The 25841-nt window shown below is 44.7% G+C and carries 22 protein-coding genes and 1 pseudogene; 4 read left to right on the top strand and 19 right to left on the bottom strand.

The window, feature by feature from the left end:
• Positions 1–15 precede the first annotated feature (15 nt).
• Positions 16–1818: a translational GTPase TypA gene (gene typA / locus VB073_RS08935; RefSeq protein WP_323403812.1), complete on the top strand. Its 1803-nt coding sequence runs from the start codon at positions 16–18 to the stop codon at positions 1816–1818.
• A gap of 292 nt (positions 1819–2110) precedes the next feature.
• Here typA and VB073_RS08940 read toward each other — a convergent pair whose 3' ends face one another.
• The 8 genes from VB073_RS08940 to VB073_RS08975 form a co-directional block, all read right to left on the bottom strand.
• Positions 2111–3772, bottom strand: a complete 1662-nt coding sequence (locus VB073_RS08940; RefSeq protein ID WP_323403813.1) for an ABC transporter ATP-binding protein — start codon at positions 3770–3772, stop codon at positions 2111–2113.
• Complete coding sequence (locus VB073_RS08945; protein ID WP_323403814.1) at positions 3766–4902, bottom strand: nucleotidyltransferase family protein; 1137 nt, start codon at positions 4900–4902, stop codon at positions 3766–3768. The genes VB073_RS08940 and VB073_RS08945 overlap by 7 nt, the downstream gene beginning before the upstream one ends.
• Positions 4899–5168 (bottom strand): PqqD family protein, encoded by a 270-nt coding sequence (locus tag VB073_RS08950; RefSeq protein WP_323403815.1) that lies wholly within the window; start codon positions 5166–5168, stop codon positions 4899–4901. Before VB073_RS08950 ends, VB073_RS08945 begins: the two co-directional genes overlap by 4 nt.
• 23 nt (positions 5169–5191) lie before the next feature.
• A complete protein-coding gene (locus VB073_RS08955) occupies positions 5192–5638 on the bottom strand; it encodes a S24/S26 family peptidase (RefSeq protein ID WP_323403816.1) in 447 nt (148 codons plus the stop codon).
• A complete protein-coding gene (locus VB073_RS08960) occupies positions 5639–6517 on the bottom strand; it encodes a hypothetical protein (RefSeq protein ID WP_323403817.1) in 879 nt (292 codons plus the stop codon).
• Positions 6518–6631: 114 nt separating this feature from the next.
• Positions 6632–9070: a LamG domain-containing protein gene (locus VB073_RS08965; RefSeq protein WP_323403818.1), complete on the bottom strand. Its 2439-nt coding sequence runs from the start codon at positions 9068–9070 to the stop codon at positions 6632–6634.
• An 89-nt stretch (positions 9071–9159) separates the two neighbouring features.
• Positions 9160–11187: a hypothetical protein gene (locus tag VB073_RS08970; RefSeq protein ID WP_323403819.1), complete on the bottom strand. Its 2028-nt coding sequence runs from the start codon at positions 11185–11187 to the stop codon at positions 9160–9162.
• A gap of 26 nt (positions 11188–11213) precedes the next feature.
• A complete protein-coding gene (locus VB073_RS08975; RefSeq protein WP_323403820.1) occupies positions 11214–11369 on the bottom strand; it encodes a hypothetical protein in 156 nt (51 codons plus the stop codon).
• Between the two features lie 245 nt (positions 11370–11614).
• Between VB073_RS08975 and VB073_RS08980 the strand changes: the two genes are divergently transcribed.
• Complete coding sequence (locus tag VB073_RS08980; RefSeq protein ID WP_323403821.1) at positions 11615–12811, top strand: AraC family transcriptional regulator; 1197 nt, start codon at positions 11615–11617, stop codon at positions 12809–12811.
• An 80-nt stretch (positions 12812–12891) separates the two neighbouring features.
• Here VB073_RS08980 and folE read toward each other — a convergent pair whose 3' ends face one another.
• From folE to ndk, 7 genes are all read right to left on the bottom strand, one after another.
• Positions 12892–13467, bottom strand: coding sequence for a GTP cyclohydrolase I FolE (gene folE, locus VB073_RS08985; protein ID WP_323403822.1), 576 nt, complete (start codon positions 13465–13467; stop codon positions 12892–12894).
• Positions 13468–13494: 27 nt separating this feature from the next.
• Positions 13495–14025: an SPOR domain-containing protein gene (locus VB073_RS08990; RefSeq protein WP_323403823.1), complete on the bottom strand. Its 531-nt coding sequence runs from the start codon at positions 14023–14025 to the stop codon at positions 13495–13497.
• A gap of 275 nt (positions 14026–14300) precedes the next feature.
• Complete coding sequence (gene tpiA, locus VB073_RS08995; RefSeq protein WP_323403824.1) at positions 14301–15056, bottom strand: triose-phosphate isomerase; 756 nt, start codon at positions 15054–15056, stop codon at positions 14301–14303.
• A 78-nt stretch (positions 15057–15134) separates the two neighbouring features.
• Positions 15135–16298: a BT_3928 family protein gene (locus VB073_RS09000; protein ID WP_323403825.1), complete on the bottom strand. Its 1164-nt coding sequence runs from the start codon at positions 16296–16298 to the stop codon at positions 15135–15137.
• Positions 16299–16313: 15 nt separating this feature from the next.
• On the bottom strand, positions 16314–16871 hold the full coding sequence (locus VB073_RS09005) for a DUF1599 domain-containing protein (protein ID WP_323403826.1): 558 nt from the start codon (positions 16869–16871) through the stop codon (positions 16314–16316).
• Positions 16872–16964: 93 nt separating this feature from the next.
• Complete coding sequence (locus tag VB073_RS09010) at positions 16965–18005, bottom strand: peptidoglycan DD-metalloendopeptidase family protein (RefSeq protein WP_323403827.1); 1041 nt, start codon at positions 18003–18005, stop codon at positions 16965–16967.
• Positions 18006–18054: 49 nt separating this feature from the next.
• Positions 18055–18516 (bottom strand): nucleoside-diphosphate kinase, encoded by a 462-nt coding sequence (gene ndk, locus VB073_RS09015; protein WP_323403828.1) that lies wholly within the window; start codon positions 18514–18516, stop codon positions 18055–18057.
• Positions 18517–18982: 466 nt separating this feature from the next.
• Here ndk and VB073_RS09020 point away from each other — a divergent pair, with 466 nt between their 5' ends.
• The gene (locus tag VB073_RS09020; RefSeq protein WP_323403829.1) at positions 18983–22456 is read left to right on the top strand and encodes a DUF2723 domain-containing protein; all 3474 of its coding nucleotides are present in this window, start codon (positions 18983–18985) and stop codon (positions 22454–22456) included.
• Positions 22457–22521: 65 nt separating this feature from the next.
• Positions 22522–23208 carry a polysaccharide deacetylase family protein gene (locus VB073_RS09025; RefSeq protein WP_323403830.1) on the top strand — a complete coding sequence of 229 codons (687 nt, stop codon included), beginning with the start codon at positions 22522–22524 and terminating at the stop codon, positions 23206–23208.
• A gap of 1 nt (position 23209) precedes the next feature.
• On the opposite strand, the gene VB073_RS09030 is transcribed toward VB073_RS09025, so the two are convergent.
• From VB073_RS09030 to VB073_RS09045, 4 genes and pseudogenes are all read right to left on the bottom strand, one after another.
• Positions 23210–24592 carry an alpha/beta hydrolase family protein gene (locus VB073_RS09030; RefSeq protein WP_323403831.1) on the bottom strand — a complete coding sequence of 461 codons (1383 nt, stop codon included), beginning with the start codon at positions 24590–24592 and terminating at the stop codon, positions 23210–23212.
• A gap of 57 nt (positions 24593–24649) precedes the next feature.
• Positions 24650–25222: a hypothetical protein gene (locus VB073_RS09035; RefSeq protein ID WP_323403832.1), complete on the bottom strand. Its 573-nt coding sequence runs from the start codon at positions 25220–25222 to the stop codon at positions 24650–24652.
• Positions 25212–25475 (bottom strand): DUF2089 family protein, encoded by a 264-nt coding sequence (locus tag VB073_RS09040; RefSeq protein WP_323403833.1) that lies wholly within the window; start codon positions 25473–25475, stop codon positions 25212–25214. The genes VB073_RS09035 and VB073_RS09040 overlap by 11 nt, the downstream gene beginning before the upstream one ends.
• A 239-nt stretch (positions 25476–25714) precedes the next feature.
• Positions 25715–25841, bottom strand: a pseudogene (locus VB073_RS09045) (transposase); the annotation flags it as partial.

A 25841-nucleotide genomic window follows, 5' to 3' on the forward strand; every position in this document is an offset into this window, starting at 1 on the left:
AAAAAGATTGTTTACATGCAGAATATACGAAATATAGCCATCATCGCTCACGTTGACCACGGCAAGACCACCTTGGTAGATAAAATGTTGATGGCAGGTCATCTCTTCAGAGACAACCAACCGACCGAAGACTTGATCCTCGACAACAACGACCTGGAGCGGGAACGGGGTATTACTATCCTCTCAAAAAATGTCTCCATACGATACAACGATGTCAAGATAAATATCATCGATACGCCGGGACACGCCGACTTCGGTGGAGAAGTGGAGCGCGTGCTCAATATGGCGGATGGCTGCCTGTTAGTGGTCGACGCTTTTGAAGGTCCCATGCCACAAACCCGTTTCGTATTGCAAAAGGCGCTCGAGATCGGTTTAAAACCCATCCTGGTGATCAACAAGGTTGACAAGCCCAATTGTCGCCCCGAGGAGGTGCAGGAGAACGTATTCGACCTGATGTTTAGTCTCGACGCCACCGAAGAACAACTCGATTTCCCCACCATCTACGGCTCAGCCAAGCAGGGATGGATGTCCGACGACTGGAAAAAACCGTCCGGCAGTATCATTCCCCTACTAGATGCCATCATCAAATATATTCCCGCACCCAAAGTGTTGGAAGGAACGCCACAGATGCTGATCACATCCCTCGATTATTCCAATTATGTGGGTCGTATTGCCGTAGGACGTGTGCACCGCGGCATAATCATCGCCAACAAGGATTACGCCCTCTGCAAGCGGGATGGAAGTATCAAAAAAATCCGTATCAAGGAGGTGAACCTCTTCGAAGGATTAGGACGCGTCAAAGTAGACGAGGCAACTTCCGGAGATATCTGCGCCCTGATTGGGATCGAAGGATTCGATATCGGCGACTCCATTACCGATCTGGAAAAACCGGAACCACTCGACCCTATCGCTATCGACGAACCGACTATGTCGATGCTCTTCACCATTAACAATTCACCTTTCTTCGGTCAGGACGGCAAATATGTAACCTCCCGTCACATCTACGACCGGTTGATGAGGGAACTGGATAAAAACCTGGCACTCCGCGTGGAAGAAACAGGTAGTGCCGACTCATGGATCGTATTTGGTAGAGGGGTATTGCATCTCTCGGTGTTGATCGAAACCATGCGCCGCGAAGGGTATGAATTGCAGGTGGGACAACCACAGGTGATCATCAAGGAGATCGGTGGAGAAAAGTGTGAGCCGATGGAACAGCTTACGGTGAATCTCCCCGAAGAGTCGGCCAGTAAGATTATCGATGTCATCACCCGCCGCAAGGGAGAACTGCTCACCATGGAGAATAAGGGCGACCGCATGCACATGGAGTTTGTAATCCCGTCGAGAGGTATCATCGGATTGAACAATATCGTACTCACCCTCTCTGCCGGAGAGGCCATCATGGCGCACCGTTTTCTGGAATTCCGCCCATGGAAAGGAGTGATCGAGAAACGTCAGAATGGATCCATTATTGCAGGCGAATCGGGAAATGCATACGCCTATGCTTTGGACAAATTACAGGACAGGGGCCGGTTTTTCATTGAACCGCAAACAGACGTATATGAAGGACAGGTGGTCGGTGAGCATAGTAAAGAAGGTGATTTGGTAGTTAATGTCACCAAATCGAAAAAACTGACCAACGTACGTGCATCGGGAAGTGATGATAAGGCACAACTATCGCCACCCATCGTCTTCAGCCTCGAAGAAGCACTTGAGTACATCAAAGAAGACGAATATGTGGAGGTAACACCCAAACACATGCGCCTCCGCAAGATACTGCTTGATGAAAACGACCGCAAACGAATTTCCAAGAAAGGATAAAAGAATTCTCTAAATCAAGTATGACATACCCTTAATGATTTCCTGTTTTCTGAGTTTCTGCAAAACCTGATAATCCTTGTTACATTTCGCTCTTTTTCCGTGCGCCAATCGATACACACGGAGTGAATTAGTTTGACATTCACACGCAATGGAACGGTAAACAATTTTATTTTTTGACAAAAACAGAAATCTAAATAAGCTAAACATGATATCGGTTCATTTCTTGTGAATAATTCATCCGTTATTCTCACGTATATTTACAAATTTATAGACGAATAACAAGCACCTATTTTCAAAACATACATTTATCTTCCTGATTCGTAAAAATCTTTTCCAATCGTATCACACGGTCGCAGAATTCAGTGACCACTTCACGATGGGTGATAAAGATTACCGTTTTTCCGGTAGTCTGTAGTGCGAGCCGCTCCAGTAATAGCCGTTCGGTCGCGGCATCGATCGAAGCGCTGAATTCATCCAGAAGCAGCACATTTCCCGGACGCAATACCCCCCGAGCAATGCATATCCGTTGAGCCTGCCCTTCACTCAGCCCGGCTCCCCGCTCGCCGCAAAGGGTATCCAGTCCTTCGGGCAACTCATACACAAACCCGGCGGCAGCTGTAAAAAGCGCCATCCGCAGTTCTTCATCAGTGGCATCGGGGTTTCCCAGCAGCAGATTCTCCCGAACAGTTCCGCTCATCAATGTATTCCCTTGTGGCACATAAGCCAGGTTACTTCGTGTCATCGCTGTCACATCCATTTCGGTATTATCATTGTATAACCGGATAACCCCCTTTTCCGGACGTAGCAGGGCAAGCATCAAGCGTATCAGGGTACTTTTACCCACCCCTGTTTCGCCGATGATAGCCGTCCGGCTGCCCGGTATAAAATCGTACGAGAATCGATCTATCACGTTCCTCTCTCCATCAGGATAGGCAAACGAGACATTTTCCAGGCGGATACCAACTTCACCCTTCATTGTCAGCGATTTCCCCTGCTCTTCTACCGGCAATTCTTCCAGTTCGCCCAACCGCTCCACGGATGCCATCCCCTGGACAAAAACCGGAATCTGCCTGCTCAGTTCAACAATCGGACGCTGAATCATGCCTACCAGTTGCAAAAAGGCAGTCATGACCCCAAACGTGATAGCCCCCTCATTCATTCCTTTTATTCCCCAGAGAAAAGCCGTCACATACCCGGCAGCAAACCCGGCCGATACCATCAGACGTGAATACAATGTAAAATTGGCTTGCTTCATCACTTGTGAAAACAAGTTCTCCTGGAGTGTGCCAAGCTTTTCCGTCACAACCGGACTTTGTTCAAAACTTTGTATCAGTGGACGATGTTGCAGATTTTCCTGTAAATGCGCCTGTACATTACTATCGGTGGCACGAATCTCTTTTGTCATGAGCCTTATACGTTTCATATAAAACTTGCTGACGGCAAGAAACAGGGGCATGATCAACAACAGCATCCATGCCAACCGGCTATCCAACCGGGAAAGGAAAAAGAACACCGCAAGCAGTTGAAATCCCGTGATACAAACCAAAGGGAATGTTTTGCTGAGCAGTTCGCCCACGACACGCACATCTTCTTCCAGACGGTTCACCACATCGCCACTATGATAACGCTCCTTGCCATCCCAACACCCAACCATCAGTTGGGAAAAAAGCCGGAACCTCAATCTGTTTTTCAACCAAATACCGTTTCTATTCTCCAGCCGCGTACTCCATGCCGACAGGAGCAACTCCAAGACGATGGCCACGATAAGCAGGCCAACATAATATTCCAACCGGCCGGCCGATACACCGGTAGCCATATCCACAAGCTGCTTACATACGTATATGAACAACAGCGAAGCGCACACGCGCAAAATTCCTGTGATCCCATTCAACATAATATGGGAACGAATGCCGTGCGAACTATTCCAAAGCCATTGCATACAAGTTCTTACCATGCCGGATATTGTTTCCCTGATTTATCGAGTACCACTTGTTTCACTCCGTTATACAGAAAATAGGAATAATAGGCAACTACATCTTTCGGGAACAGAAGAACAATAGCGCCCAAGTGCGTATGCATGTAAATAAGGGAGTGCCATTTCCCCTGGAAATATCCTTTCGGCCGTCGCATCCGACGGGAGGCATACTGGCCGAAATTCCCGGATTGCAGTATCTTTTCGAGTACTTTACGCGACTGCCTGCCATGCACGGGAGAATAAAGCGGCATTTTTTCTTCCGGCAGGCCGAGTTCGTTCACGGCAAGAACGCCAAAAATTCTCCAGGCACGTGACAGGCCGAACGCCTTCAGGTCGGTTTCCAGCTGACAGCTGTCAATTTCCGTCGAAAAGGCATTCAGGTACATGACCCAGTCGCACAATTGCCGCAATCCCACACCACCACAAAGGAAATGATGGTAGGCATGGTTGAAAATATACAACACGTTAAAATTGACCGGAGGCAAAAAAATATCCACACCTTTCACATTCAATACTTTTAACGTGGAGCCTGAAAGCTGTTTTTTCGTCCACACCTGAAAGCGATTATCCAGTACAGGACGGTACAATCGTTCTGCAATACGGTGCACTTCAACGACCACACCGTTACGCCGGAAATGGGCATGTTTAAGGCTTTCCGACTCCTTTCCCGATACATTCCCCCAACCATCTACGATCCGGCATGCTTTCTCATAATCCTCCTCCCCTACATATAGATCGATGTCGCCGCACTGCCGGCGGAGCGGGTTGGGATAATTCCGGGCCACCCCCTGCCCTTTCAACAAAACAGGGCGGATACCTGCTGATTGCAGCAAGGGAACAACCTCCGCTATCCGCCGGTGCAATAATTCATGGCTTTGTTCAATGCGGATCACAACCCGGTGCAATTCGCGCATCCATTGGGCAGGCGGCTGTAACCCGGCGGGCAGTTCCATCACGGCATCGAACAAAATTCCCCTGACGGTTTGCATCGTCGCCATAGCCAGGATAGCGTCCCAATCGGTAGCGCCCGAAAACAGCCCCTTATCCGGCAAACCGCCCCACAATCCACAACGCAATAAAGCGAAGAACTGTTGTTCCGGCTTGTTCATGTTTCTGCTATTCCGGATTTTACCCACTCTCCGGCGATCCCCGAAGCATCGCCCATTGCCTGGCCGGCAGGGAGGCCATATTTTGCCATCAACAAACCGGCAAGCAATTCAATATCAAATTCCTTGCCTTCCACTTCCCGCCACAGGTAAGCAGCCGAAGCATTGAGTGCGATCAGTTTGTTGAAATTGACCTGTTGCAGCCCTTCACCCGCCACAATATACTCTCCGGCAACGGAACGAAGTGTAAATCCCTGTTTTATTCGCATACGATTATTTGATTTTTTATCCATCAATTGAGAATGATCCGCCTGTATATGGCAAGTAAAATCCTTCTCACCGGTAAAAGCAGGTGCCATATCAGCACCTTTACCTGTTCGCTGTTTTCATCACAGGCAATGTAGCGGCCATTCCTGATGACAGCAACTACCCGTCCGTGAACATTTTTTTCCCGGCACTCCTCGGTACCGGAGAGGTTGCCATCCCCCATCAGGATGATGTGCCCGTACTTTACTCTTATAACGCGGTGCAGCACAAATTGCCGCGGTGTGATCTCTGCCAGTACAATATCACCGGGATGTACACGGCCGTTCTTCTGAAGCACCACGCTGTCCCGCTCCCCCACGATAAAAGGGAGCATGCTATTGCCTTTGGCCCTGAGGGTGATGCTCCTTCCTTCCGAAAGGAGCATCGCCACCTCTGCCAGCAACTTTTCATTAGGCAAAGTCACGGTTTTCATTCAGGTGTCGCTTACTGTAGAACAACATAATATTACCGCCTCTTTATCGGGCAGGCAGCACAACCGGTAACATCCCGCGCCGACAGCCAGCTTTTCCACTGTATCATGTACGCCGCCCATTATATTTTCCTCCCACTTCATGCACGAGCAGGCGGGTAGAAGGGCGGCATACGCTTTCAGCGGCGAAAGTCTTTCAACGCGGTTCTCCGGCGCCTGCTGCAACTTCACGATACCATCTACCGGAACGCTTTCGTTTTTGTAACAAGATGTTTTCCCGCTCCATGGCGAACCGAAAACCCACGGCTGACCGTCTATGATGCGCACTACGGGATTATCGTCGTTCAACAGTCCGCTGCCCGCGATATGCTCCAGCCACAGGCGGCTATGGGTACTTTTGCCCGTGCCGCTTTTGCCCAGGAAGAGAAACCCTTTGCCGCCACGGTTGATGACGGAAGCGTGCATCAGCAGGGTATCATGTGGGGCCGAGGCAAAAGCGTACATTAACATCAGCGCGTTATTCAGCGCGAAGAAACGGGACAACTTTTTACCTGCCGGCACGATGGTTACTTCCCGGCATCCGTGTGGCATGAATATCCGGCTGACACCCGTTTCCCCGGGAGCAGCCAGGTAATAGGCATAACCTATTCCGGTACGGTATACATCCATCCGTGAACCGTCCACGCCGAAACTACCGGCAAAATCTCCGTCGGCCGACGGCACGGCTGCCTTTTCATCCACGATAAGGGTGAAAAGCACTGCGTCCCGGGCAGCGGCGCATTCAAACGGCGCGTAAGGGGTAAGCATTGCCCATAGCGGGTCTCTTTCGGGCATTACGAGACAAAACGTGTGCCCGGCAACAGAATAATATTTTCGATCCATCTGATATTTTTTCCAAAGAAAGATAGAAATCTTGCCGCGATATTCTTTATATCAACGATTATACCGGCGGCGAACATGTGCAAGCAGGCAGGCATGCCCCAAAACCTTAGATCATTAATTCTTTATACAGCGGACCAGATAACCGTTTCCACGCTTTGCCAAGATACTACCGGCATCGTCCCGTGTTATATAGGCCGTTGTATTTTTTATATAAGCCAGCCAGATATCATATGTAGCGTCCGGGGCGGCTTCCGATGTCCAGTAAAAACCCACATTACCATATATCGCGTCTATTGTCCCATAGCCAAAACTACGGTTCCCCGCGGTGGGAAAATAGCGGACAACAGCGCCGCTCCAATCGAAGGAGGCGTCCCTCACCTGCCCGATGGTCGTAAAGGCATTCGCCCGGACGGCGGAGATCTTCATCGCGTTGGTTGCACTTATCCATTCATATTTAAAGGCGGTAGCCAACGAGGTTCCTTTATATTTCAAACCCACCATGGAGTTGTCCGTGATCTTCCTGTAATCGGCAAGCCAATTTTCGGGCGTCCCGTCGTTATCAAGGTCTATCGCTTCGCTTCTGTCGGAGTGATCATTAAACGAAAATCCGTAGGTGGCACCGCTGAAAGGCAGGATAGCCGTCCACTCCGCAGGCGAGGGAAGATGCCATCCGTCAGGGCAGGGATCTCCCGGGTAGCGCGTATTTGTCCCCCGATAGGATTCCGGCGCCGATGAAGCCTGAGCAATCAGAGATCTCCATGTATCGGTTCTATTGGGGGAAGGGTGCCATGAACCTGCAGCACTAACGATAAAATCGTCGCTCCATATCTTGGGATCATTCAACGAAGCAGCAATCCCACCCACAATTGTTATATCTCCCTCCGCGGGGAATGGAATATTTCTCCCCCATTGATACATCTTCCCCTTGGTGGTCTGTTCATCGCCTGCCGTGAATGTATTGAGTACATCCAGGTTATGGGTGGCAAAGCGCGAGAGGGGATTCACGACCATTCCGATTGACTCCGATTGGTACAAATATATGATTTCCTCTGCCGATAATGCGTTATTGTACAGACGGATATCATCGATTTTACCGTTATAATAATGACAACATTCGGCACAAGAGCCGAAACGTAATGGTTTTCCGGATGAAAGATAGGGGATAGCGCTTAAAACATAATTTCCCACAAAAACGCCGTCAACATACAACAAGCCTTTCTTTTGCTCCACATCACGCACATACGTTACCATGTGCCATGTCTCATCATTATATGTCTTTTCAGATATATAACTCCTCCCATAACTTCTGCTTTCCCATATATCAAGCTTGCCGGAATTAAATCGGATAAACCATCCCTCACCATCATAACAATTATCATGAGTTACAATATGCTGAAAATTACCGCCTGAAGAAGAGGCATTCACCCAAACATTACATGAGAATGACTGTGTACCAAACGCCGCTATGTCCGAATTAGCCACACGTATATTATTATTCGTTCCATTAAAACTATACGCACTGTTTGCATTGCCAAACCGGTCGGTAGTAAGGGTTGCTCCGTGTACAGTCCCATCGTTGGTTCCGACAGCGTCATTGGCATCACCATCAAATTTCCAATGCGCAACCAGACCGGTTACCGATGGCATTCTTGCATGTTTCCATTCCGCACCATCCCATGCCAGCATAAGCCGGTAATATTTGCCCGCAGTGAAGGTCTTGGCAGGAAGGGGTTGTGTCGTGGCCGTCCCGTTAAGGGTAACGGTTATGTTCCCTGCAGGATTGGCAGGCACGACAGGAACAAACCAGCAATAGGCTTTTTCCGATGTTCCCCCGGCAATGGTAGTGGCCATGGCGGGAAAGAAGAGCGCATTGCCCTCTTTGTTATCCGTAAACTCACCGGTGTCAATATCGTAAATTGCCTGTCCCGTGGCATTGAATAGCCAGTTGCTGCCACTGCTCGCAACAGATAGGCTGTTGACGGTATAACTACTCTCCAAACCGTTGATCAACGATATGCCCAGCAACGCACCAAGGTGCGAGAAAGATACCGAAACGGGAGTTGTGCCCGTGAGGTTTTTCGCTTCGAAACGCAGGATACAGACAGGTTCCGCGTCACTCAATGCCGCTCCAGAAGGCATTGCGGGAAACAGGATCTCCTTGGAATCTGCCCCTGTGAACTCCGCACCATAGACGCCGTAAAGGTCGAACGGTTCGGTTATTCCAACGGGAATATCAATGGCGAAATCACCCGTCTTGCCGCCGTTGCGGATATTGGTAACGGGGACGGCACTTACTGTTTTTACCACCCCTCCGCCGCCGCTTACGAAACAGAGATTCAGCGCGTCGCCCTCTTTCCACTTCACGGTAATTCCCTCCTCGCTTTCACTCAGGGCAAGGCGGGTAGCGATGCTCCCACCGTCGTCGCCGGGCGTGGAAGCCGTGAGAGTAAAGGTACGATCGCCGGCGAGAGTCGTATTATCGGGTATTTCGTTATGTACGCAGCCGACAAGCAGCGCTACGGTTGAGAGGAGTATTATCACTGATTTTTTCATATCATACATATCCTTTACAAATCAGGGTTAATGAGGGATTAACCACTGGAGGCTTCACCCATGGGTAAAGCCTCCGGTTGGGAAAAATGTCAAATTCCGGTTGGAATAGCTTTTATTTTAATCTTTGAATCGGCATTATCGGTATATACCGAATAGAACACACCACCCACATTTGCTGCCATCACTTTCGTGTTTGCCTTGACCGTTACACCGGTATCGGTGAATTCGTACGCATTGTATTTTGTAAACAGTTTTGAAGAGGCAGCCAATCCCGCGATAGTGGTAACGCCCGACAAGCCCGATGTAGCCGAAAGGGAGTGAGGTGTAACTGCCGTTGTAATACTTTGCACATTGGTAAAGGAGGCGACCGTTCCGGTTACCGAGATGGTTGCCGAATAGTTCGTGTTAGCAGCTTTATAGAGAGCTATTACATCGGTGTCATTGAACGTTAAATCATATATAGCATGTTGGTTGCCACTGGTTCCGGTAGTTTTGCCGAAAGCACCTGTACCCGATTTGATCTCGACAGTATAAGTGTTATAGGCAGTCCCTCCTCCCGATCTGTCATAATTTTGGTGATGAGCCATTATATAATAATCTCCCAAAGCATTCAAGGCAATATAGGAACCATTATTATAATATTCTCCCCAATAAGCGCTTCCACCCCAATTTTCGTAATAACCACGAAAAATCAATGTTTTTGCAAAATCTCCCAAACTGTTAACGGCATACATGATATCATCCCTAAACCACGCATCTCCCGAACTGCCCCTTGTATCGGTATATGTAATATGTGCATATCCGCTTGCATCCACATCGATATCGGGCTTCTTACATGCTCCTGTTCCTCCATGGTTCATGGATTCGATATAAACAGCCGTACTCCATTCTGTTCCGTTGTATTTGAGATAAGCAATCTTATTATCCGCAGATGTATAAACCACATGCGGGTATCCACTCCTGTCGATTGCAAGGCGCGCCTCGGCTCCTGCGCCCAGCTCCACCTCTCCTCTCCATGTCCCGCTGGTTTGCGCGGCGTTGTAATAGACCTTGTTATCACCTTTTGAATAGACCATGCCGATAAAACCGTGGCCGGCAGAAGCGGCATGCATCAGGTTGCCGGTTGCCGTCAAATCATCGATAGAAAGAGGAGGAGTAAAAGTGTCGTCTGTAAAATTCAATTTGGAGCCGTCCCAAAACGCATAGAAATAGTATGCTTTCCCGGCGGCCGTGGGCGCGACGCGGGCGGCTTTACGGTTGGCACTTGAGGCTATCTTCACCGATTCCGGATTATAGACCTCCAATCTCAGTTCGGGCCAATTTACATCGGGTACCGGAGGATACCATGCCCAGAATTCGTTTATTTCGTCAAGCCCCATATCTTTTGAGTTATTATCGAAAAGGATGGCCGAATTTGTAGGACTTCCGCTTACGAATGATTCCGCCTGCAAGTCATACCTGGCTCCCTCATCTCCACTGTTGTTATAGGCCCACCCGTCGGTAGCGGCAGTCAGTTGTACGCGCGCTATACTGTTCCAACTGCCGGCACTGCCATTTTTTAATTTCACACAAAAAAGAGAGCCTATATGCCGGAAGCTCACCGTTGCAGAGGGAGCATCGACATCCAAGCCGGTGGCTTTAAAGGTCATCATCACGTCTTTACGCGACTGGACGCCTTCCAGTCCAGTGTAGGTCTGCCAGGGTGTTGCAGGCAAAACTGCAATGGAGGGATCAGTATCGTCCAATCCCTGTCCGCCATATACGCCGTACAGGTCAAAAGTGCCCATAGCAAATGATTCGGGAACGTTGATATCGAAATCGGCCCTTTTCCCGTCAGAAGAAATATTTTTCACCGTTACAGTCCGTTTCTCTTTCGTCTCTCCCTGAATAAAACAAAGCTGAATCTGATCCTCGTTCTCCCATATCAGTTTAATATCTTTTCCGTCCTGGGTGAATGCAACGCGGGTTTGGGTAGCACTCTCATCGGGCATGGAAGCAGTAAGGGTAAGAGAACGGTTATCAGTCAGATCCGGTTGTTTTTCAATAATTTCATTTTTATCGCAGCCAGTTACGACAACTAACAGGAAGGTTGCCAACAGGTATAATTTACTCTTCATGATCGCCATATTTTTATATTATGCGTTTACCAGTCTTCTCCTGTAAGATCCATATCCGTTGTGGTTGTGTAGGCACTGCCGCAAAGGATGCCCTCCATTTCCATTTCAATAATCTCGATAGCCGGTTTTTCATATATTTCGGCCTGTTCTTCCCGTTTGTTGAATGTTTTTTCTGTTTCCATTTTATTTATTATTTATATATAGTTTATAATGTAGCATCCGGTAAATCAGGAATCGGTAATCATCCTCATTATTTACTACTTCACAAATTTATAGACAAATAACAGTCACCTATTTTCAAAACATACGATTATCTTCCTGATTGGTAAAAATCTTTTCCTGATTGGTAAAAATCCCTACTAATTCATAAAAAAAAGAGCTATTGATATAAAAAAAAGGCTATTTTTGTCATAAAAAAGATTGAAATATGTTATTTTCCTTGATCCTCTCGGTGATGCCGATGTTTGTCTGCTTGTTCTGGGTAATTCTACTCTTAAGCGGAAGAGAGAGAAATTTATCGAAACGATATTTAGCTTTCTTCCTGTCATTATCAGTAATCAACTATTTTACACATGCGGCGTTCTTTAACTATGAGTATAAATTGTTCGCTTTTATGGACAACGTGTGGGTATTTACGTCACTTGCCGGATATCCGCTCTATTATTACTATATCCGTTTACTGACCCATGATGTAAAAATCAACTGGCGATGGAGTTGGATCGTGGCTCCCTCTTTCCTGCTGTCCCTCTTTTCATTTGTCATTTATTTTGCCATGTCACCCGATGAATTGGAGATGTTTATACATGGAGTAATGTATCACGAGGCAGGTTACACCGAACCTTATCCACAATTGGTAGGATTACAGATATTAAGGATGTTCCTGTTTCAGATTATCTTTATTATACAGGTAGCCTTGTCGGTCTATTTCGGGTTTCGGCTCATTATCAGGTATAACAAAAATGTCAGGAGATTTTACTCCAATACCGACAGGAAAGATCTCAGTCCGGTAAAATGGGTGTTATTCGCATTCCTTTTCGCATCGGTTATTTCTCTTCTTTCCAACGTGATCGGAAAAGATTTTTTCATCAATAAGACAGCCTTACTGGCAATTCCTTCCATTACACATTCCCTGTTTTTATTTTTTATCGGCTATGTGGGATACCATCAGGATTTCACTATTGAGCACTTCATGAAGGATGTGAATGATTACAGGAATCAAAAAACTTTTCAGGAGGAAAAAGAGAATATCTCTTTCAAAAATAAGATAACCAAACGACAACTCATTCAATTGATGGAAGAGAAAAAATTGTTTACTAACCCCGAATTAAGGATTACAGATATAGCGTTGATACTGGGAACAAACCGGACATATATTTCACGTATCGTGAACGAGGAAATGGAGACAAATTTTTGCGATTGGATAAACAGTTACCGGATCGATTATGCTGTAAACATAATGAATGACCCCAAACAGAACCACTTGTCGGCACTGCAAGTCTCCGAAATATCGGGCTTTTCAAGTGTAAGCGCATTTTACCGGGTTTTCAAGGAAAAACAAGGTATTTCTCCCGGTAGGTATCGTGAGGAAAAAGTAAGGTTTGGAAGAGTAACCCAACAGGGGTAAAAGTTTTTTCTGCCGGATGATGACGACCGCAAATGCACGATGAGGAAATAAGTCATCGACACTATATTTTAACCCCGGCATTATTTCTTTATCAGTGCAATAAATTCTTCACGGGTTCGCTGTTCGCGAAATACTCCGGTGAAATCGGAGGTGGTGGTTATGGAGTTCTGTTTTTCTACACCCCTCATCTGCATGCACATATGCTGTGCTTCAATCACCACCATCACCCCCATGGGATTTAATGTTTTCTGAATGCATTCCTTGATCTGGGTAGTAAGGCGTTCCTGCACTTGTAACCGTCGGGCGAATACATCGACGACACGGGCAATCTTGCTCAAGCCGGTAATATAGCCATCCGGGATATAGGCCACATGCGCCTTACCGAAGAACGGTAACATATGATGTTCGCACAACGAAAAAAGATCGATATCCTTTACAATCACCATCTGCCGGTAGTTTTCCTTAAACAGGGCAGAACGTAGAATCGCTTCCGGATCCTGCCAATACCCTTTTGTGAGATATTGATAGGCTTTTGCAACCCGGTCCGGTGTTTTTATCAGTCCCTCACGGGCTCCATCCTCACCCAAAAGCGAAAGAATATCGCGCATGTGATCGGCAATCACCGATCTGTTTTTCTCTAGTTCTTCGGAAGACATCTCTGTTTATTATTGTAGGTTACCTGTTCACTCCTGACTACTATTCGACTGGTTTACAGGTATTTTAACCTCATCCACCACAATATACATCTCTTTGCCAAAAGAGGGTAACGACTTTGACATCACCTTTAATGCCTCTTCGGCTTCGCTTCTGGTTTCAAAATTTCCAACCCGTAAACGCCAGAAAGGTGATTCAAAAAGGACCACCGTTTCATACTGAGGAAATGAATTATTGATTACCTGCTGCTTTTTGTGTGCCTCATTTTTGGAGGTACGCTGGTCATTTCCTGAAAAAGCCTGTATCTTATAACCCCTTACCCTGTAGAATTGATTCGTTCCGTCAGTACTGGTATATACCGTTCTGGAAGGTGCCATCGGACGTCCCAACACGTGCGAAATACTCTCATCCTCATAGACGGTGACACGTCCCTTACCGGGAACAGGTGAATTCAGATCCTTCAGTATTTCTTTCTTCTGAGATGATAACTGTCCATAGGCACCGCCTACGGATACCAACAAAAACAGCAAGAGGATCGTATTGTGATAAAGATAGTTCATATATAAAAGAATCAAGAACCAAGACTTTTAGACTTTTAGAGCCAAGAACCAAGACTTTTAGATGTGAGATTTAGGATTTAAGAATTTCAGTTCCCTAATCACCTGTCCACCTATCCACTTCTTAGCTTCAGGCTTCTTTTCCATTAGTCACATTGGCATTACTTGTCCCGATTTATCGGGATTGGCATATTACTCATATTAGCAAATTAACATCGCAAAGATAAAGAAATACCACAGACCCGAAGCAGATCTGTGGTAAAATTCTGTTAACTGATTCAGAATGCCTCGATAATGGGCATAAATTTATCGACACCCAGCGAAGCGCCGCCAATAAGGCCGCCATCCACATCAGGATTGGAGAACAATTCTTTTGCATTTCCTGCATTGCAACTTCCGCCATAAAGGATAGAAGTATTGTCTGCAATATCCTCACCATACTTCTTAGCCACTGTCTTGCGGATAAAAGCGTGTATCTCCTGTGCCTGGTCAGCTGTAGCCGTCTTTCCGGTGCCGATCGCCCATACTGGTTCGTAAGCCAGTACAATCTTCGCGAAATCTTCAGTTGAAAGCTCAAACAATGATTCTTCTATCTGCGATTTTACTACTTCAAAATGTTTATTGGCTTCTCTCTCTTCCAACACCTCTCCGATACAAAAGATGGGAGTAAGTTCGTTTGCAAGTGCCAACTTCACTTTTTCTTTCAGTATTTCAGGAGTTTCGTGGTAGTAGGCACGACGTTCGCTATGTCCCAGGATCACATATCCAGCACCTGTAGAAGCTACCATCGCGGCCGAAACCTCACCGGTATATGCACCCGATCCCTTATCGGCACAATTCTGTGCAGCAACACCTATTTTATTTGTGTCGATACTGCTTACTACACTTGCCAGATGAATGAAAGGCGTACCGATCACCACATCGCAATTCACGCTTTTATTTTTTAACGCCTCATTCAACTCTTTAGCCAATTCTACTCCCTCTTGCAGGTTTTTATTCATTTTCCAGTTCCCTGCTACAATGTTCTTTCTCATACAAATAATATATATATATTTAAAAAATTAAGATCTCTGATTTGAGATTTTAGATTTCATAATCTCCAAGTCTCCCTATCATTTCACATTCTCATCGAGCTTTACTGCATGAAGCGCATTAGCGCCATGCCATTTATCCATCACCGTTCCCTCTTTGAGCAACATCAATCCCGGATTTGCCCGTATCATAGTCTTCAACACCCTTTCATCGGCATGACAGAATTGGAATCCGGTCTGGTGGCGTTGCTCCCACGCTTCGACTACTTCAGTGGACGATGACGTAAGGAGATAAAACGAATACCCCTTCTCAGCAGCATAGCGATTCACCTCCTTAAAATTTTCGAGGTGTTTCAGATTCATTTTCTCCAATGAATAGGCGATCATCAGGAAGGTATATGATGGTTCCGACAGGATAATATCGGTGATATTTCCACCAATATCCCATGAAGAAATAGTTTCATCGTAATACAATGCTTCTACGGAAAAATCCTCGATAGCGGGCTTCTCCCCTTCCTTCACCAATTTCGTTTTCATATCTACAAATACCCAGGTGGAATCATTCCAAGGATAATTCTCTTCGGTAAATTCTTTCTCTATCCCGTCTTTGCTGTAGACAAAAACGGTCTCCATCACATCCGCTTTCTCCGGATCTATAAACATCTGTTGCGGGATATTAGCACCTATTTTATAGGGCCGGAAGTCCAGTACCGGGAGCCGGTATACATTATGTAGGGAGAAGAATATGCCAAGAAGTAATATTGACAGAGCTACTACGGGCTCTATCTTCCTGGAAAACAGCGGCGTAATCAATCTCCATTTTAAAATCAGTAGAATCGTACCCGCCAGGAGCACTATATTTTTATAAAAAGTCAGCCAGTTACTGATGATAAATGCATCACCGAAACAGCCACAATCCTTCACGGGGTTTGTGATGGCAATCCACAGCGTAAGTGGCGTGAAAAAAAGCATGAACAACGTGATGAAACGAACAGTCCATTTCCCGTAAATACCCAGTAAGAGAAAAATACCCAGGGCAAATTCGGCCGTCACCATAAATACTGCCACAGGCAAGGCCAACGGAAAAAACACCGTGAGGCCTAATTCAATCAGATAATCCTGTATCTTATACGTAAAACCCAGCGGATCGACTGCCTTCACAAATCCGGAAAACAGGAATGTAGCCCCGACAATGATACGGGAGAATTCGACCAGGAATTTTACTGTTTTATTATTTGCACTCATCCCTCTGTTTCCCAATTACCTGACCACCTGACCACCTATCCACTTCATCTTAATCAACCCAAAAACGGCATAATTGATCATATCCTTATAGTTGGCATCAATCCCCTCTGAAATAAGGGTTTGTCCCTCATTGGCTTCAATCTCCTTGGTGCGCTGTATCTTCATCAGGATAAGATCTGTATAGGAACTTATCCGCATACTTCTCCATGCTTCTCCATAATCATGGTTCTTTGCATCCATCAGCGCTTTCGATTCAGCCACAAAACGTTCATAAAGTTCCAATGCTTTCTCAGCCTCAATATCCACCACATCCACATATCCCAGTTCCAACTGGATCAGCCCGATGATACCATAATTTACAATGCCGACATATTCCGGGAAGATACCTTCGTCTACCTTGTTATCTTTCGTCGTTTCAAGCGTACGAATACGTTTCGCCTTAATAAATATCTGATCGGTCACCGACTCGGGGCGAAGGATACGCCATGCCGCCCCGTAATCATGCAGTTTTTTTGCAAATATATCCCGACAAATCGAGAGTATTTCGTCAAATTGAAGGTGGGTTACATCCATTTCGTTTAAATTAATTGCACGAACAAAGGTAATAAAAAAAGGTACAAGTTTGTCATCCTGTACCTTTTTCTATGCACCTGTCGGCCTTACAATTTATGAAACGCGGATAGATTTACCTTCGCGCAATATCGTTTTTGCAGTGATATTATTTAATGAACAGAGCTTACTTACAGTAGTACCATAACGTTTGGCTATAGCTCCCAGGTTATCTCCTTTCTGGATCCTGTGATAACTCACTTCACCCGAAACATATTTATTGGTTGCACCCTGATTGACCGGAGGCCTGACACTTGATGCGTTACCCGTATTTCCCGCATTTCTATTGACGGTAACCTTACTGCTATTGGTTGTTTTCCTGTAGCTCGAATTAGTCACCAAATACTCTCCCTGATGCACATCTTTTTTCTCGAAATCGATAATGAAATTGGGATTGATCGGCTTACCAAGAAAACGGGTTTCGAAATGAAGGTGTGAGCCAAATGAACGTCCGGTATTACCCGCCAGCCCGATAGGTTCTCCCGACTTGACAAAATCATTTTCATCTACGAGGAATTTGGAAAGATGACCATATACCGTTTCTAGTCCGTTCAAATGACGGATCACGAGATAATAACCATACCCTCTTCTCTCATATTGCTTTACCCTCACCTTACCATCAAATGCGGCATAGATAGTATCACCGGTCTGTGCTTTCAGATCGATACCATAGTGATAACGGCGACTGCCTCGCCTACCGAAATTGGATGTCATATATCCATCCACCGGCATGGTGAAATTATCCAGGTCCACCATAAATGTATCCGGTACATTTTCCAGATGACCGTACATATTTACATAATTATTCGACCACATTCCACCATAAATATCATCCGCCGGGATCGCATCCGGATCAATTTCAAACCTATCTTCTTCCACTTCATCCAAAACAGACAAATCCAACTTAAGCTTCAATCCATCGGCAAAAAGACCTGACTGTTCACTCAAAGTGGAACTGTGTAACTGTTTATATATAAGATCGGGTTTGGTATTTCCGCTTGATTCCGGAGACAATTGTGAAAATGCGTTCAATGTAACGAACATCAAGCTTGCAGATAACAATAGGCTTGCTTTTGCTAAAATTTGATTTCTCTCCATTGTTGTTTCACTGAATTTTTTGGTAATCCATTAAAAAACACTCTTGTCATTATATCTCATCATTCGCATATAAGAACGGAATGAGATAATGTGAATAATTAAAAATCTCCTTCTCTGAGAAGAAGCGTTTCAACTCGGCTTGTGCTGTTTCTTGGGAGTCGGAGGCATGCACAATATTTTCCTGCACGCTCATACTGTAGTCACCCCTTATAGTACCGGGTTCTGCTTCTCTCCCATTGGTAACACCGGCCAATTTTCGCACCACGTTTATCACATCCAATCCCTTAAGAGCCATCACTACCACCGGACTGGTCTGCATACCGGCTTTGACACGACCAAAAAATGATTTTCCAGCCAAATGTGAATAATGCTCATTCAAAATTTCATCGGTCAATTCTACCATCTTCATACCGACAATCTGGATTCCTTTCCTTTCGAAACGGGAGATAATTTCCCCCATGATTCCGCGTTGCATAGCAGATGGTTTTAGAATTACTAATGTAATCTCCATGAATGATAAAAATGATAAACTATGAATGAAAATGACCTTTTAATTACTGATTTTTTTCTTTAAATCATCTCCAAAGTAAAGTTTTTATTATTTCTAATCCAAATTATCAACATCTTTTTTTGAGGATAATTTCCACACAAAGAGCAAAAAATAGCGATATCATTCTATATTACAATCACTTACACACAAATATGTTTTACAACATATTTTACTGATATTAAGCACAATAGACAATTATTAACCATTTTACCGCAACTTTCCTACTGTCAGAAAAAGAGAGATGCTTTTACAACAAAAAGAAGTTCATAGCCGGAATTTTACTTTTTTTAATACGCTAATCTTAAAATGCAGTTTCAATCCTCAACCGGAATAAAGAGATTTCAGTATCTTTGCCCAAAATTCGCAATCAATCAGCACGATTCGAGTTAAAATTGAGACTATATATCAATCATCAAAAAAAAGAATAATGATCAAGTACAAACTTATCAACAATGTTACAGGTTGGATTGTATTTGCCGTAGCAGCAATTGTTTATCTGCTCACGATAGAGCCTACGGCAAGTTTCTGGGATTGTGGCGAATTCATTACTTCAGCTTACAAGTTGGAAGTAGGACACCCGCCCGGAGCTCCAATCTTTATGCTGGTGGGTAATCTTTTTACGCAGTTCACCCAAGATCCGTCCCAGGTAGCAAAAATGGTCAACAGCATGTCGGCGTTGCTGAGCGCGTTTACCATCCTGTTCCTTTTTTGGACGATCACTCATTTGACCCGCAAACTGATTTTATCAAAGGAGGAAAGCGAACTTAGCGTAGGGCAAACCATTGCCGTGATAGGTAGCGGCCTTGTAGGCGCATTGGTTTATACTTTTTCCGATACATTCTGGTTTTCGGCGGTGGAAGGTGAGGTATACGCCTTTTCATCCATGCTTACCGCCCTGGTATTCTGGTTGATCCTCAAGTGGGAGGATAATGCGGACAAAACCCATTCCGACAAATGGATAGTACTGATTGCTTATATTCTGGGACTATCGATTGGCGTACACCTGCTAAACCTGTTGTGTATCCCTGCTATTGTATTGGTCTATTATTTCAAGAAAAACAAGACACCCGAATGGAAAGGTATAACCAAAGCTCTCCTATTATCTTTCGGACTGATCATCGTGTTAATGTGGGGGATTATCCCCGGTTTCACAAAAGTAGGAGGATGGTTCGAAGTCTTCTTCGTGAACACACTCGGCCTTCCTTATCATACAGGTGTGATTGTTTATCTGATCCTTTTAGTGGGTGTGATCGCATGGTCACTCTATGAAACATTATCGCGGAAAGGCACAGAAAAGAAAGCACGGATTTCTTTCTTTCTGAGTTTGGGTATGACTGGAATATTGTTCATCGGGAGCAGCGCATGGTTATGGGTGCTACTTATTGCTACAGGCGCTTATTTTACATTAAAGTACAAAAACCTGGAGATTAAGTTTATCAACCTCAGCGTTACCTGCCTGATGGTCATAATAGTCGGCTTTTCAGCCTATGCCTTAATTCCCATCCGGTCCAGTGCCAATCCTCCTCTCGACCTGAATTCGCCGGAAGATATCTTCTCGCTGGGAAGTGTGTTAAGCCGTGAACAATATGGAGAAGGTCCTCCTCTGATCGTCGGTACTACCTATGCCTCACAACTGTCGCAGAATGCGGATGGATCACTGGTCAGAAAGGGAAAGAGAGTATCCTATAAGCAGATCGTGAAAACTTCTCCCGATCAGAAAGACCGGTATGAAAAAACAACGTCATACAACTATAAGTATACCAATACAGCCTTCTTTCCCAGGATGCATTCTACCCCCAACAATCAGTCATTCAACCTCCATAGTAATGGATATAAACAGTGGGGAGGCGTGACCGATATGAATAAAAAACCTACGTTCCTGCAGAACATGAGATTTTTCATCAGTTACCAGTTAAATCATATGTATTGGCGTTACTTCATGTGGAACTTCTCCGGCAGACAGAACGATATTCCGGGAAATGGAGATATGACCGCAGGGAACTGGATCACGGGGGTACCTTTTATTGATAATAAAGTGCTAGGCTTGGGTCCCCAGGATAACATCGCACCTGATATTGCAGATAATAAGGGCCATAATAAATATTACATGCTCCCGTTGCTGCTGGGTATTATTGGGATCCTTTATCAGTTACAGCTGAGAAAAAGGGGTATGCAAAGTTTTATAATCGTTTTTCTGCTTTTCTTTATGACAGGACTGGCCATTATCCTCTACCTGAATCAAACACCATTTGAGCCGAGGGAACGCGATTACGCCTACGCCGGTTCATTCTACGCTTTTTCCATCTGGATAGGGATGGGAGTTGCAGGTATCGGCCTCTTTTTAAGGAAATATATAAAGAATACCCCCACAGCTACCGCTCTGGCTACTATCGCCACGCTTTTCGTCCCCTTGCAGATGATATCACAGAATTGGGACGATCACGACCGGTCGGGAAGAACACTGGCCAGGGACACAGGTATGAACTACCTGAGTTGTGTAGGTGAAAACGGCATAATCTTCACCAACGGTGATAATGATACCTATCCGCTTTGGTACGTACAGGAGACCGAAGGATTCCGTACCGACGTGAGGGTTGCCAACCTAAGCTTTCTCTATACGGAATGGTATATAGACCAACTTTTACGCCAGGCATATGAATCGGAACCGTTACCCATCAAGTGGACGCGCCCGCAATATACCGGTGAAGCGGGAGATATGGTACGTGTTCTCACAAGACAGGATATAGAGAATGTACTTCGACAGAACGAAATACCTCTCCTCTCTTACAGAAACTATTACGATGTGAATGCGTACAAAGACACCCTCTCACTCGATCGGATCATGGATAATTTAAGAACTGGAGAAAATGCAAGACCTACCCATCCCATTTCTTATTTCGGTAACATAAAGATTATCCCCGGCAAAATACTTTCTCTCAATGTGGATACTGCACGTGTAAACTGGAAGGCTATCAACTCGAAACCATCCGACAAAATGTATATCAGCCTGGAAGGTAAATCGGTTCTGACGCGACAGGAACTGATGATTTTGGAAATGCTCAAAAACATCAACCAGGATAACTGGCAGCGTCCGATCCATTTCGCGGCGACAGTCACTCAGGCGCTTTATATGAATCTGCAAAACCGCAACCTTTCGCTCAACGGCGCCACTTTCCAGATAGTGCCCGGGACTCCGCTCAATGACGCGGTGAATTTAGAAGCGGCATATGATAACATGGTGAATAAATTCAGGTGGGGTGGATTGGAGAAAAATCCCGATATTTATCTTGACGAAACCTGTAGGGGTATGCTTTTGGGTTACCGCAATTATTTCGCCCAACTCATCGAGGCGCTTATTGATGCGGGAGAAAAACAGAAAGCATTGACGGCCCTCGATAAGATCACCTCTATGATTCCTTCTTCCGCCGTTCCTTATGGTGTAGAAGGTGTAATATTTGCAAGAGCCTATTATCTCCTTGGAGAGACACAAAAGGGAGAGGCTCTCATAGCCGAAATTACCGATAGGATAGACAGGAATCTCGACTGGTATATACGGCTCACCCCTGTACAGTTATCGAATACGTATTACAACGTGGTAAGCAAGAATATAAGTCCCTTAGTACTTATCTCAAATATCTATCAACAACATGATAACGAGAAATACGGGGTGATGGTCGACGAGTTGTTGGAATGGGCGCAGACCTTCTATGTGAAGGGGGCTCCCTTTTTCGGGGATGCACTTCTGAAAGAAGTCACCAACGGTGCAATACAGAATTATTATACTGCAGACAAAAGTGACACTTTACTAAGGGCGACAGAAGAAAAAACGATGCAAAAAGCACTTGCTATGATGCAACAATTCAGTCCCCGGTTACTTCAACAATATCAAGCGACAGAGTAAAAGATAATGATACGGTTGTGAGTCGACTCACAGCCGTATCCCTTTTCAATTTACATTCACATTTCATGCTAATTGAGCAACCACCCCATCTATACAGGCTTCTGTTCCCGGAAGCCCTCTGGCAGATCAAGGTAGCCGGCCAAAAGACGGTCTACCTCACTTTCGATGATGGCCCCATTCCCGAAGTTACTCCCTGGGTATTGGACTTATTGGATCACCATGATATAAAAGCTACGTTCTTCTGTGTAGGAGACAACGTACGTAAATATCCGGACCTGTACCACCAGCTCCTTGGCAGGGGTCACCTGACAGGAAATCACACCTTTAATCATGTACAAGCCTGGAAAAACAGCACGTCCTTCCTATTAAGGAATGCGAATAAGGCAGCTGAACTGATCGATTCAACCCTTTTCCGTCCTCCTCACGGACATATGCGTGTTCCGCAGAATGTAGCATTGCAGCAAGCGGGGTATAAGGTGGTCATGTGGGACGTGGTGACAAGAGATTACAGCCGTTATACGACACCGGAACAGGTTTTGGAAAATGTAAAAAAATATGTGCGAGACGGTTCCATCATAGTATTTCATGATTCACTCAAAGCAGAGAAAAACATGAAATACGCTCTTCCACTTGCCATAGAATGGTTGAAAGAAGAGGGATATACCTTCGAATTAATTCCTGCCAGACAATCGAACCAGGATAACGGATTTACCGATCCGCAACCCATTTTTACAAAGCAGCTCGGGAGTTGAATTACAACTCCTTAAGCCAATTGGTCATATCTGTTAGAAATTGGGGAGAAATGGTTTGTTCAATTTTCCCATATTCATCTATCGCTCCGGTTTCACATTCCTGGAAAAGATGATTTAGACCGTTATATGATTTGATAGTATATTTTTTATTTCCGCCCTTTTCCAGTGACTCTTTTATCGCCTGCAAATTTTGCAGGGCTTCCACCTGGATGTCTTTTTCCCCGTTAGCAGCGAACACAGGACATTTCACTTTTTCTAAATATTGGGTAGGATTTAATGATAAAAAAGATCGGTACCATGGCGAAAGCATTGCTCCCATATTACCTTTAATATAATTTTCCCTACTGCTTTTTCCTCGGATTGAAGCAGGTATTGACTCCCATAATATACCGAATTCATCACTTAGTTCTTTTTGCTCATCAACAGTACCTTTCCAATCTTTCAGGCTCACATAGATCTTTTCCAGGGTAGTTATAACCTGATCAATAGTATCCTGCGGCACCTGTCCCATTTTCATTAAATCAATGTTCTGCTGCCTGAGAAGTTTACTTCCTTCCACTCCCATCCCTGCCATCAGTATAATAGCTCCAACCGTTTTATCGTTGGCAGCCACCATCGGCGCAATCACTCCTCCTTCACTGTGCCCGATCAAGGCTATCCGACTTTTGTCGATATTACTTTGAGACTTGAGGAAATGGAAAGCAGCAGCAGCATCCGAAGCAAAATCTTCAGTAGTGGCACTCACATAATCACCATTCGATTTGGCTATACCTCGTTTATCATAGCGCAAGACGACGAATCCGTTCCGTGTGAGATGATCGGCAATCACCAAAAACGGCTTATGCCCGAAAATGGCTTCATCCCGATCATTAGGTCCACTTCCCGCGATCAGTATTACAGCAGGAAATATCCCCGTTGAGTCGGGAATCGTCAGGGTACCGGCTAATATATTCCCGTCAACCTCATTCAGGAAAGTGATATCTCTTGTCAGGTATGGAAAAGGAGACTTAGGCTCCTGCGAACGTGACAACGTTGTTTTTTGAGTCGGTTTTAAAACTAACGGCAATTGTAATCCACCCTGACGGAATATTCCCGTGATAGAATCATCCTGAAAAATTCCGGTATAAGAAATACCCATACCTCTTGCCGATATTTCCAGTTTATTACCCGAAAAGAGAGTTTTAGTTGTCGCTAATCCAAAGGCACCCTGATCAGGGCTATCCATCTTTGTTTCGTAAATGGTATCGTGTTTCACGATATGGAAAACGATTGCAAGCTTTGCATTTTGAATATGTAGTTTTCCGGCCCAGGAACCGGTTATATCCTGGGCAAAAAGAGAACTTGTGAAATAAACGCAAAGAGCGATAATGATACATTTCTTCATACGGTAGTTTTATTTATAAGGAACACGATTGCGACCAGGTCATCCTTTTGACAATGATCAGAATATCTGGTAAATCAATATTTTCGAAGCTACTTCGGCTACAATTAATCCGATAATAAATCCGATAATCAGTTTTGAGCCTTTAGCCCCGGTAGACACCTTAAACCCGTTATACATCAATGCGACAACCCAGATTAGGGTAACAACCCCTAATATACTAAAAATAATCAAACCGGGATTATACAATACAATCATTGGGTTAGCCATGATCTCTTCGACTGAGACAGGTGTTACAAATAATCCCAATAAGACAAGCAGGATCATTGGAACCCGGGCTAGCGTCATTGTACCCAGAATATCTACAAAACGTAGTTGCTTAGAGATAATCAGACCGGCGATAAATAATATAACTACTATCGACACCACGTCGATTCCCAAAAACAGGAATGAGTCTCTCATACTGACTGTTTCAGTGATATGGCTATCCAATGCCCCGTCGAAAGCAACACCGGCATATGCACCAATTACCCCTGTGAGCAAGACGAACACCATTCCCAAAGCAAAAGCCTGCCAACCTGCAATTCTGGTGAAAGGATTAAAGAGCAAGTTCCACTTAAATTTATTTCTCATAGTCGTTCATTTTAGAGATTATATCGTTTAATAAATTTCTTACGGTAGGATAACTCAGCGACAGCTCTTTTGCCATCTCTTTCAGACTACCGCTCGACTTTACAAATTTCACTATGAAAGCCTGTTCAGTAGGCTGTAATTGAGCCAATAACGGTAATTCGTACAAACCGGATACTTCAGTATGACACGATGTACAAATCAGACTTTTTACTTTTAATTGTGCCTCACAACTCGGACATTTAGAAGGTAGCATACTCTTTTTTTTCGCAAATATAAAACAAATATTCAATAATATCAAACACAAAATAAACTTTATTCAATAAAAAATTAATATTATTCATTCCACCTATTCTTCCTCACTCTACCTGTCTACTTATCTTAAAAGAATAAATAAGGTTAAAATTAAAAACCCAACAGTATTATGCATTGCATAGTACAATGTTTTATTATACATTTGTCCCGTACAATATAGTTATTAATGCGAATCAGTATTTAAAAAATTAGATAAATGAATGCGATGGCGATTTTTCCCATCGTATGTATAAGTAATCCTTTTGTGGATCTTACTTTTTGCGCTCTTTGAATAGTTGTTTTTTCATTCAGCCAGTTGAAGAATGAC

Origin of the sequence: Proteiniphilum sp., from assembly GCF_034927365.1 — a bacterium.
Lineage (GTDB): Bacteria > Bacteroidota > Bacteroidia > Bacteroidales > Dysgonomonadaceae > Proteiniphilum.

Excerpts from the sequence above, each read along its gene's own strand:
- VB073_RS08950 (WP_323403815.1), bottom strand. The coding sequence starts at position 5,168 with ATGCGAATAAAACAGGGATTTACACTTCGTTCCGTTGCCGGAGAGTAT.
- VB073_RS09010 (WP_323403827.1), bottom strand. The coding sequence starts at position 18,005 with ATGGAGAGAAATCAAATTTTAGCAAAAGCAAGCCTATTGTTATCTGCA.
- VB073_RS09030 (WP_323403831.1), bottom strand. The coding sequence starts at position 24,592 with ATGAAGAAATGTATCATTATCGCTCTTTGCGTTTATTTCACAAGTTCT.
- VB073_RS09040 (WP_323403833.1), bottom strand. The coding sequence starts at position 25,475 with ATGCTACCTTCTAAATGTCCGAGTTGTGAGGCACAATTAAAAGTAAAA.
- VB073_RS08960 (WP_323403817.1), bottom strand. The coding sequence starts at position 6,517 with ATGGATCGAAAATATTATTCTGTTGCCGGGCACACGTTTTGTCTCGTA.
- ndk (WP_323403828.1), bottom strand. The coding sequence starts at position 18,516 with ATGGAGATTACATTAGTAATTCTAAAACCATCTGCTATGCAACGCGGA.
- VB073_RS09005 (WP_323403826.1), bottom strand. The coding sequence starts at position 16,871 with ATGGATGTAACCCACCTTCAATTTGACGAAATACTCTCGATTTGTCGG.
- VB073_RS08975 (WP_323403820.1), bottom strand. The coding sequence starts at position 11,369 with ATGGAAACAGAAAAAACATTCAACAAACGGGAAGAACAGGCCGAAATA.
- VB073_RS09025 (WP_323403830.1), top strand. The coding sequence starts at position 22,522 with ATGCTAATTGAGCAACCACCCCATCTATACAGGCTTCTGTTCCCGGAA.
- VB073_RS08965 (WP_323403818.1), bottom strand. The coding sequence starts at position 9,070 with ATGAAAAAATCAGTGATAATACTCCTCTCAACCGTAGCGCTGCTTGTC.
- tpiA (WP_323403824.1), bottom strand. The coding sequence starts at position 15,056 with ATGAGAAAGAACATTGTAGCAGGGAACTGGAAAATGAATAAAAACCTG.
- VB073_RS09020 (WP_323403829.1), top strand. The coding sequence starts at position 18,983 with ATGATCAAGTACAAACTTATCAACAATGTTACAGGTTGGATTGTATTT.
- VB073_RS08970 (WP_323403819.1), bottom strand. The coding sequence starts at position 11,187 with ATGAAGAGTAAATTATACCTGTTGGCAACCTTCCTGTTAGTTGTCGTA.
- VB073_RS09035 (WP_323403832.1), bottom strand. The coding sequence starts at position 25,222 with ATGAGAAATAAATTTAAGTGGAACTTGCTCTTTAATCCTTTCACCAGA.
- VB073_RS08955 (WP_323403816.1), bottom strand. The coding sequence starts at position 5,638 with ATGAAAACCGTGACTTTGCCTAATGAAAAGTTGCTGGCAGAGGTGGCG.
- VB073_RS08940 (WP_323403813.1), bottom strand. The coding sequence starts at position 3,772 with ATGGTAAGAACTTGTATGCAATGGCTTTGGAATAGTTCGCACGGCATT.
- VB073_RS08945 (WP_323403814.1), bottom strand. The coding sequence starts at position 4,902 with ATGAACAAGCCGGAACAACAGTTCTTCGCTTTATTGCGTTGTGGATTG.
- VB073_RS08990 (WP_323403823.1), bottom strand. The coding sequence starts at position 14,025 with ATGAACTATCTTTATCACAATACGATCCTCTTGCTGTTTTTGTTGGTA.
- folE (WP_323403822.1), bottom strand. The coding sequence starts at position 13,467 with ATGTCTTCCGAAGAACTAGAGAAAAACAGATCGGTGATTGCCGATCAC.
- VB073_RS09000 (WP_323403825.1), bottom strand. The coding sequence starts at position 16,298 with ATGAGTGCAAATAATAAAACAGTAAAATTCCTGGTCGAATTCTCCCGT.
- typA (WP_323403812.1), top strand. The coding sequence starts at position 16 with ATGCAGAATATACGAAATATAGCCATCATCGCTCACGTTGACCACGGC.
- VB073_RS08980 (WP_323403821.1), top strand. The coding sequence starts at position 11,615 with ATGTTATTTTCCTTGATCCTCTCGGTGATGCCGATGTTTGTCTGCTTG.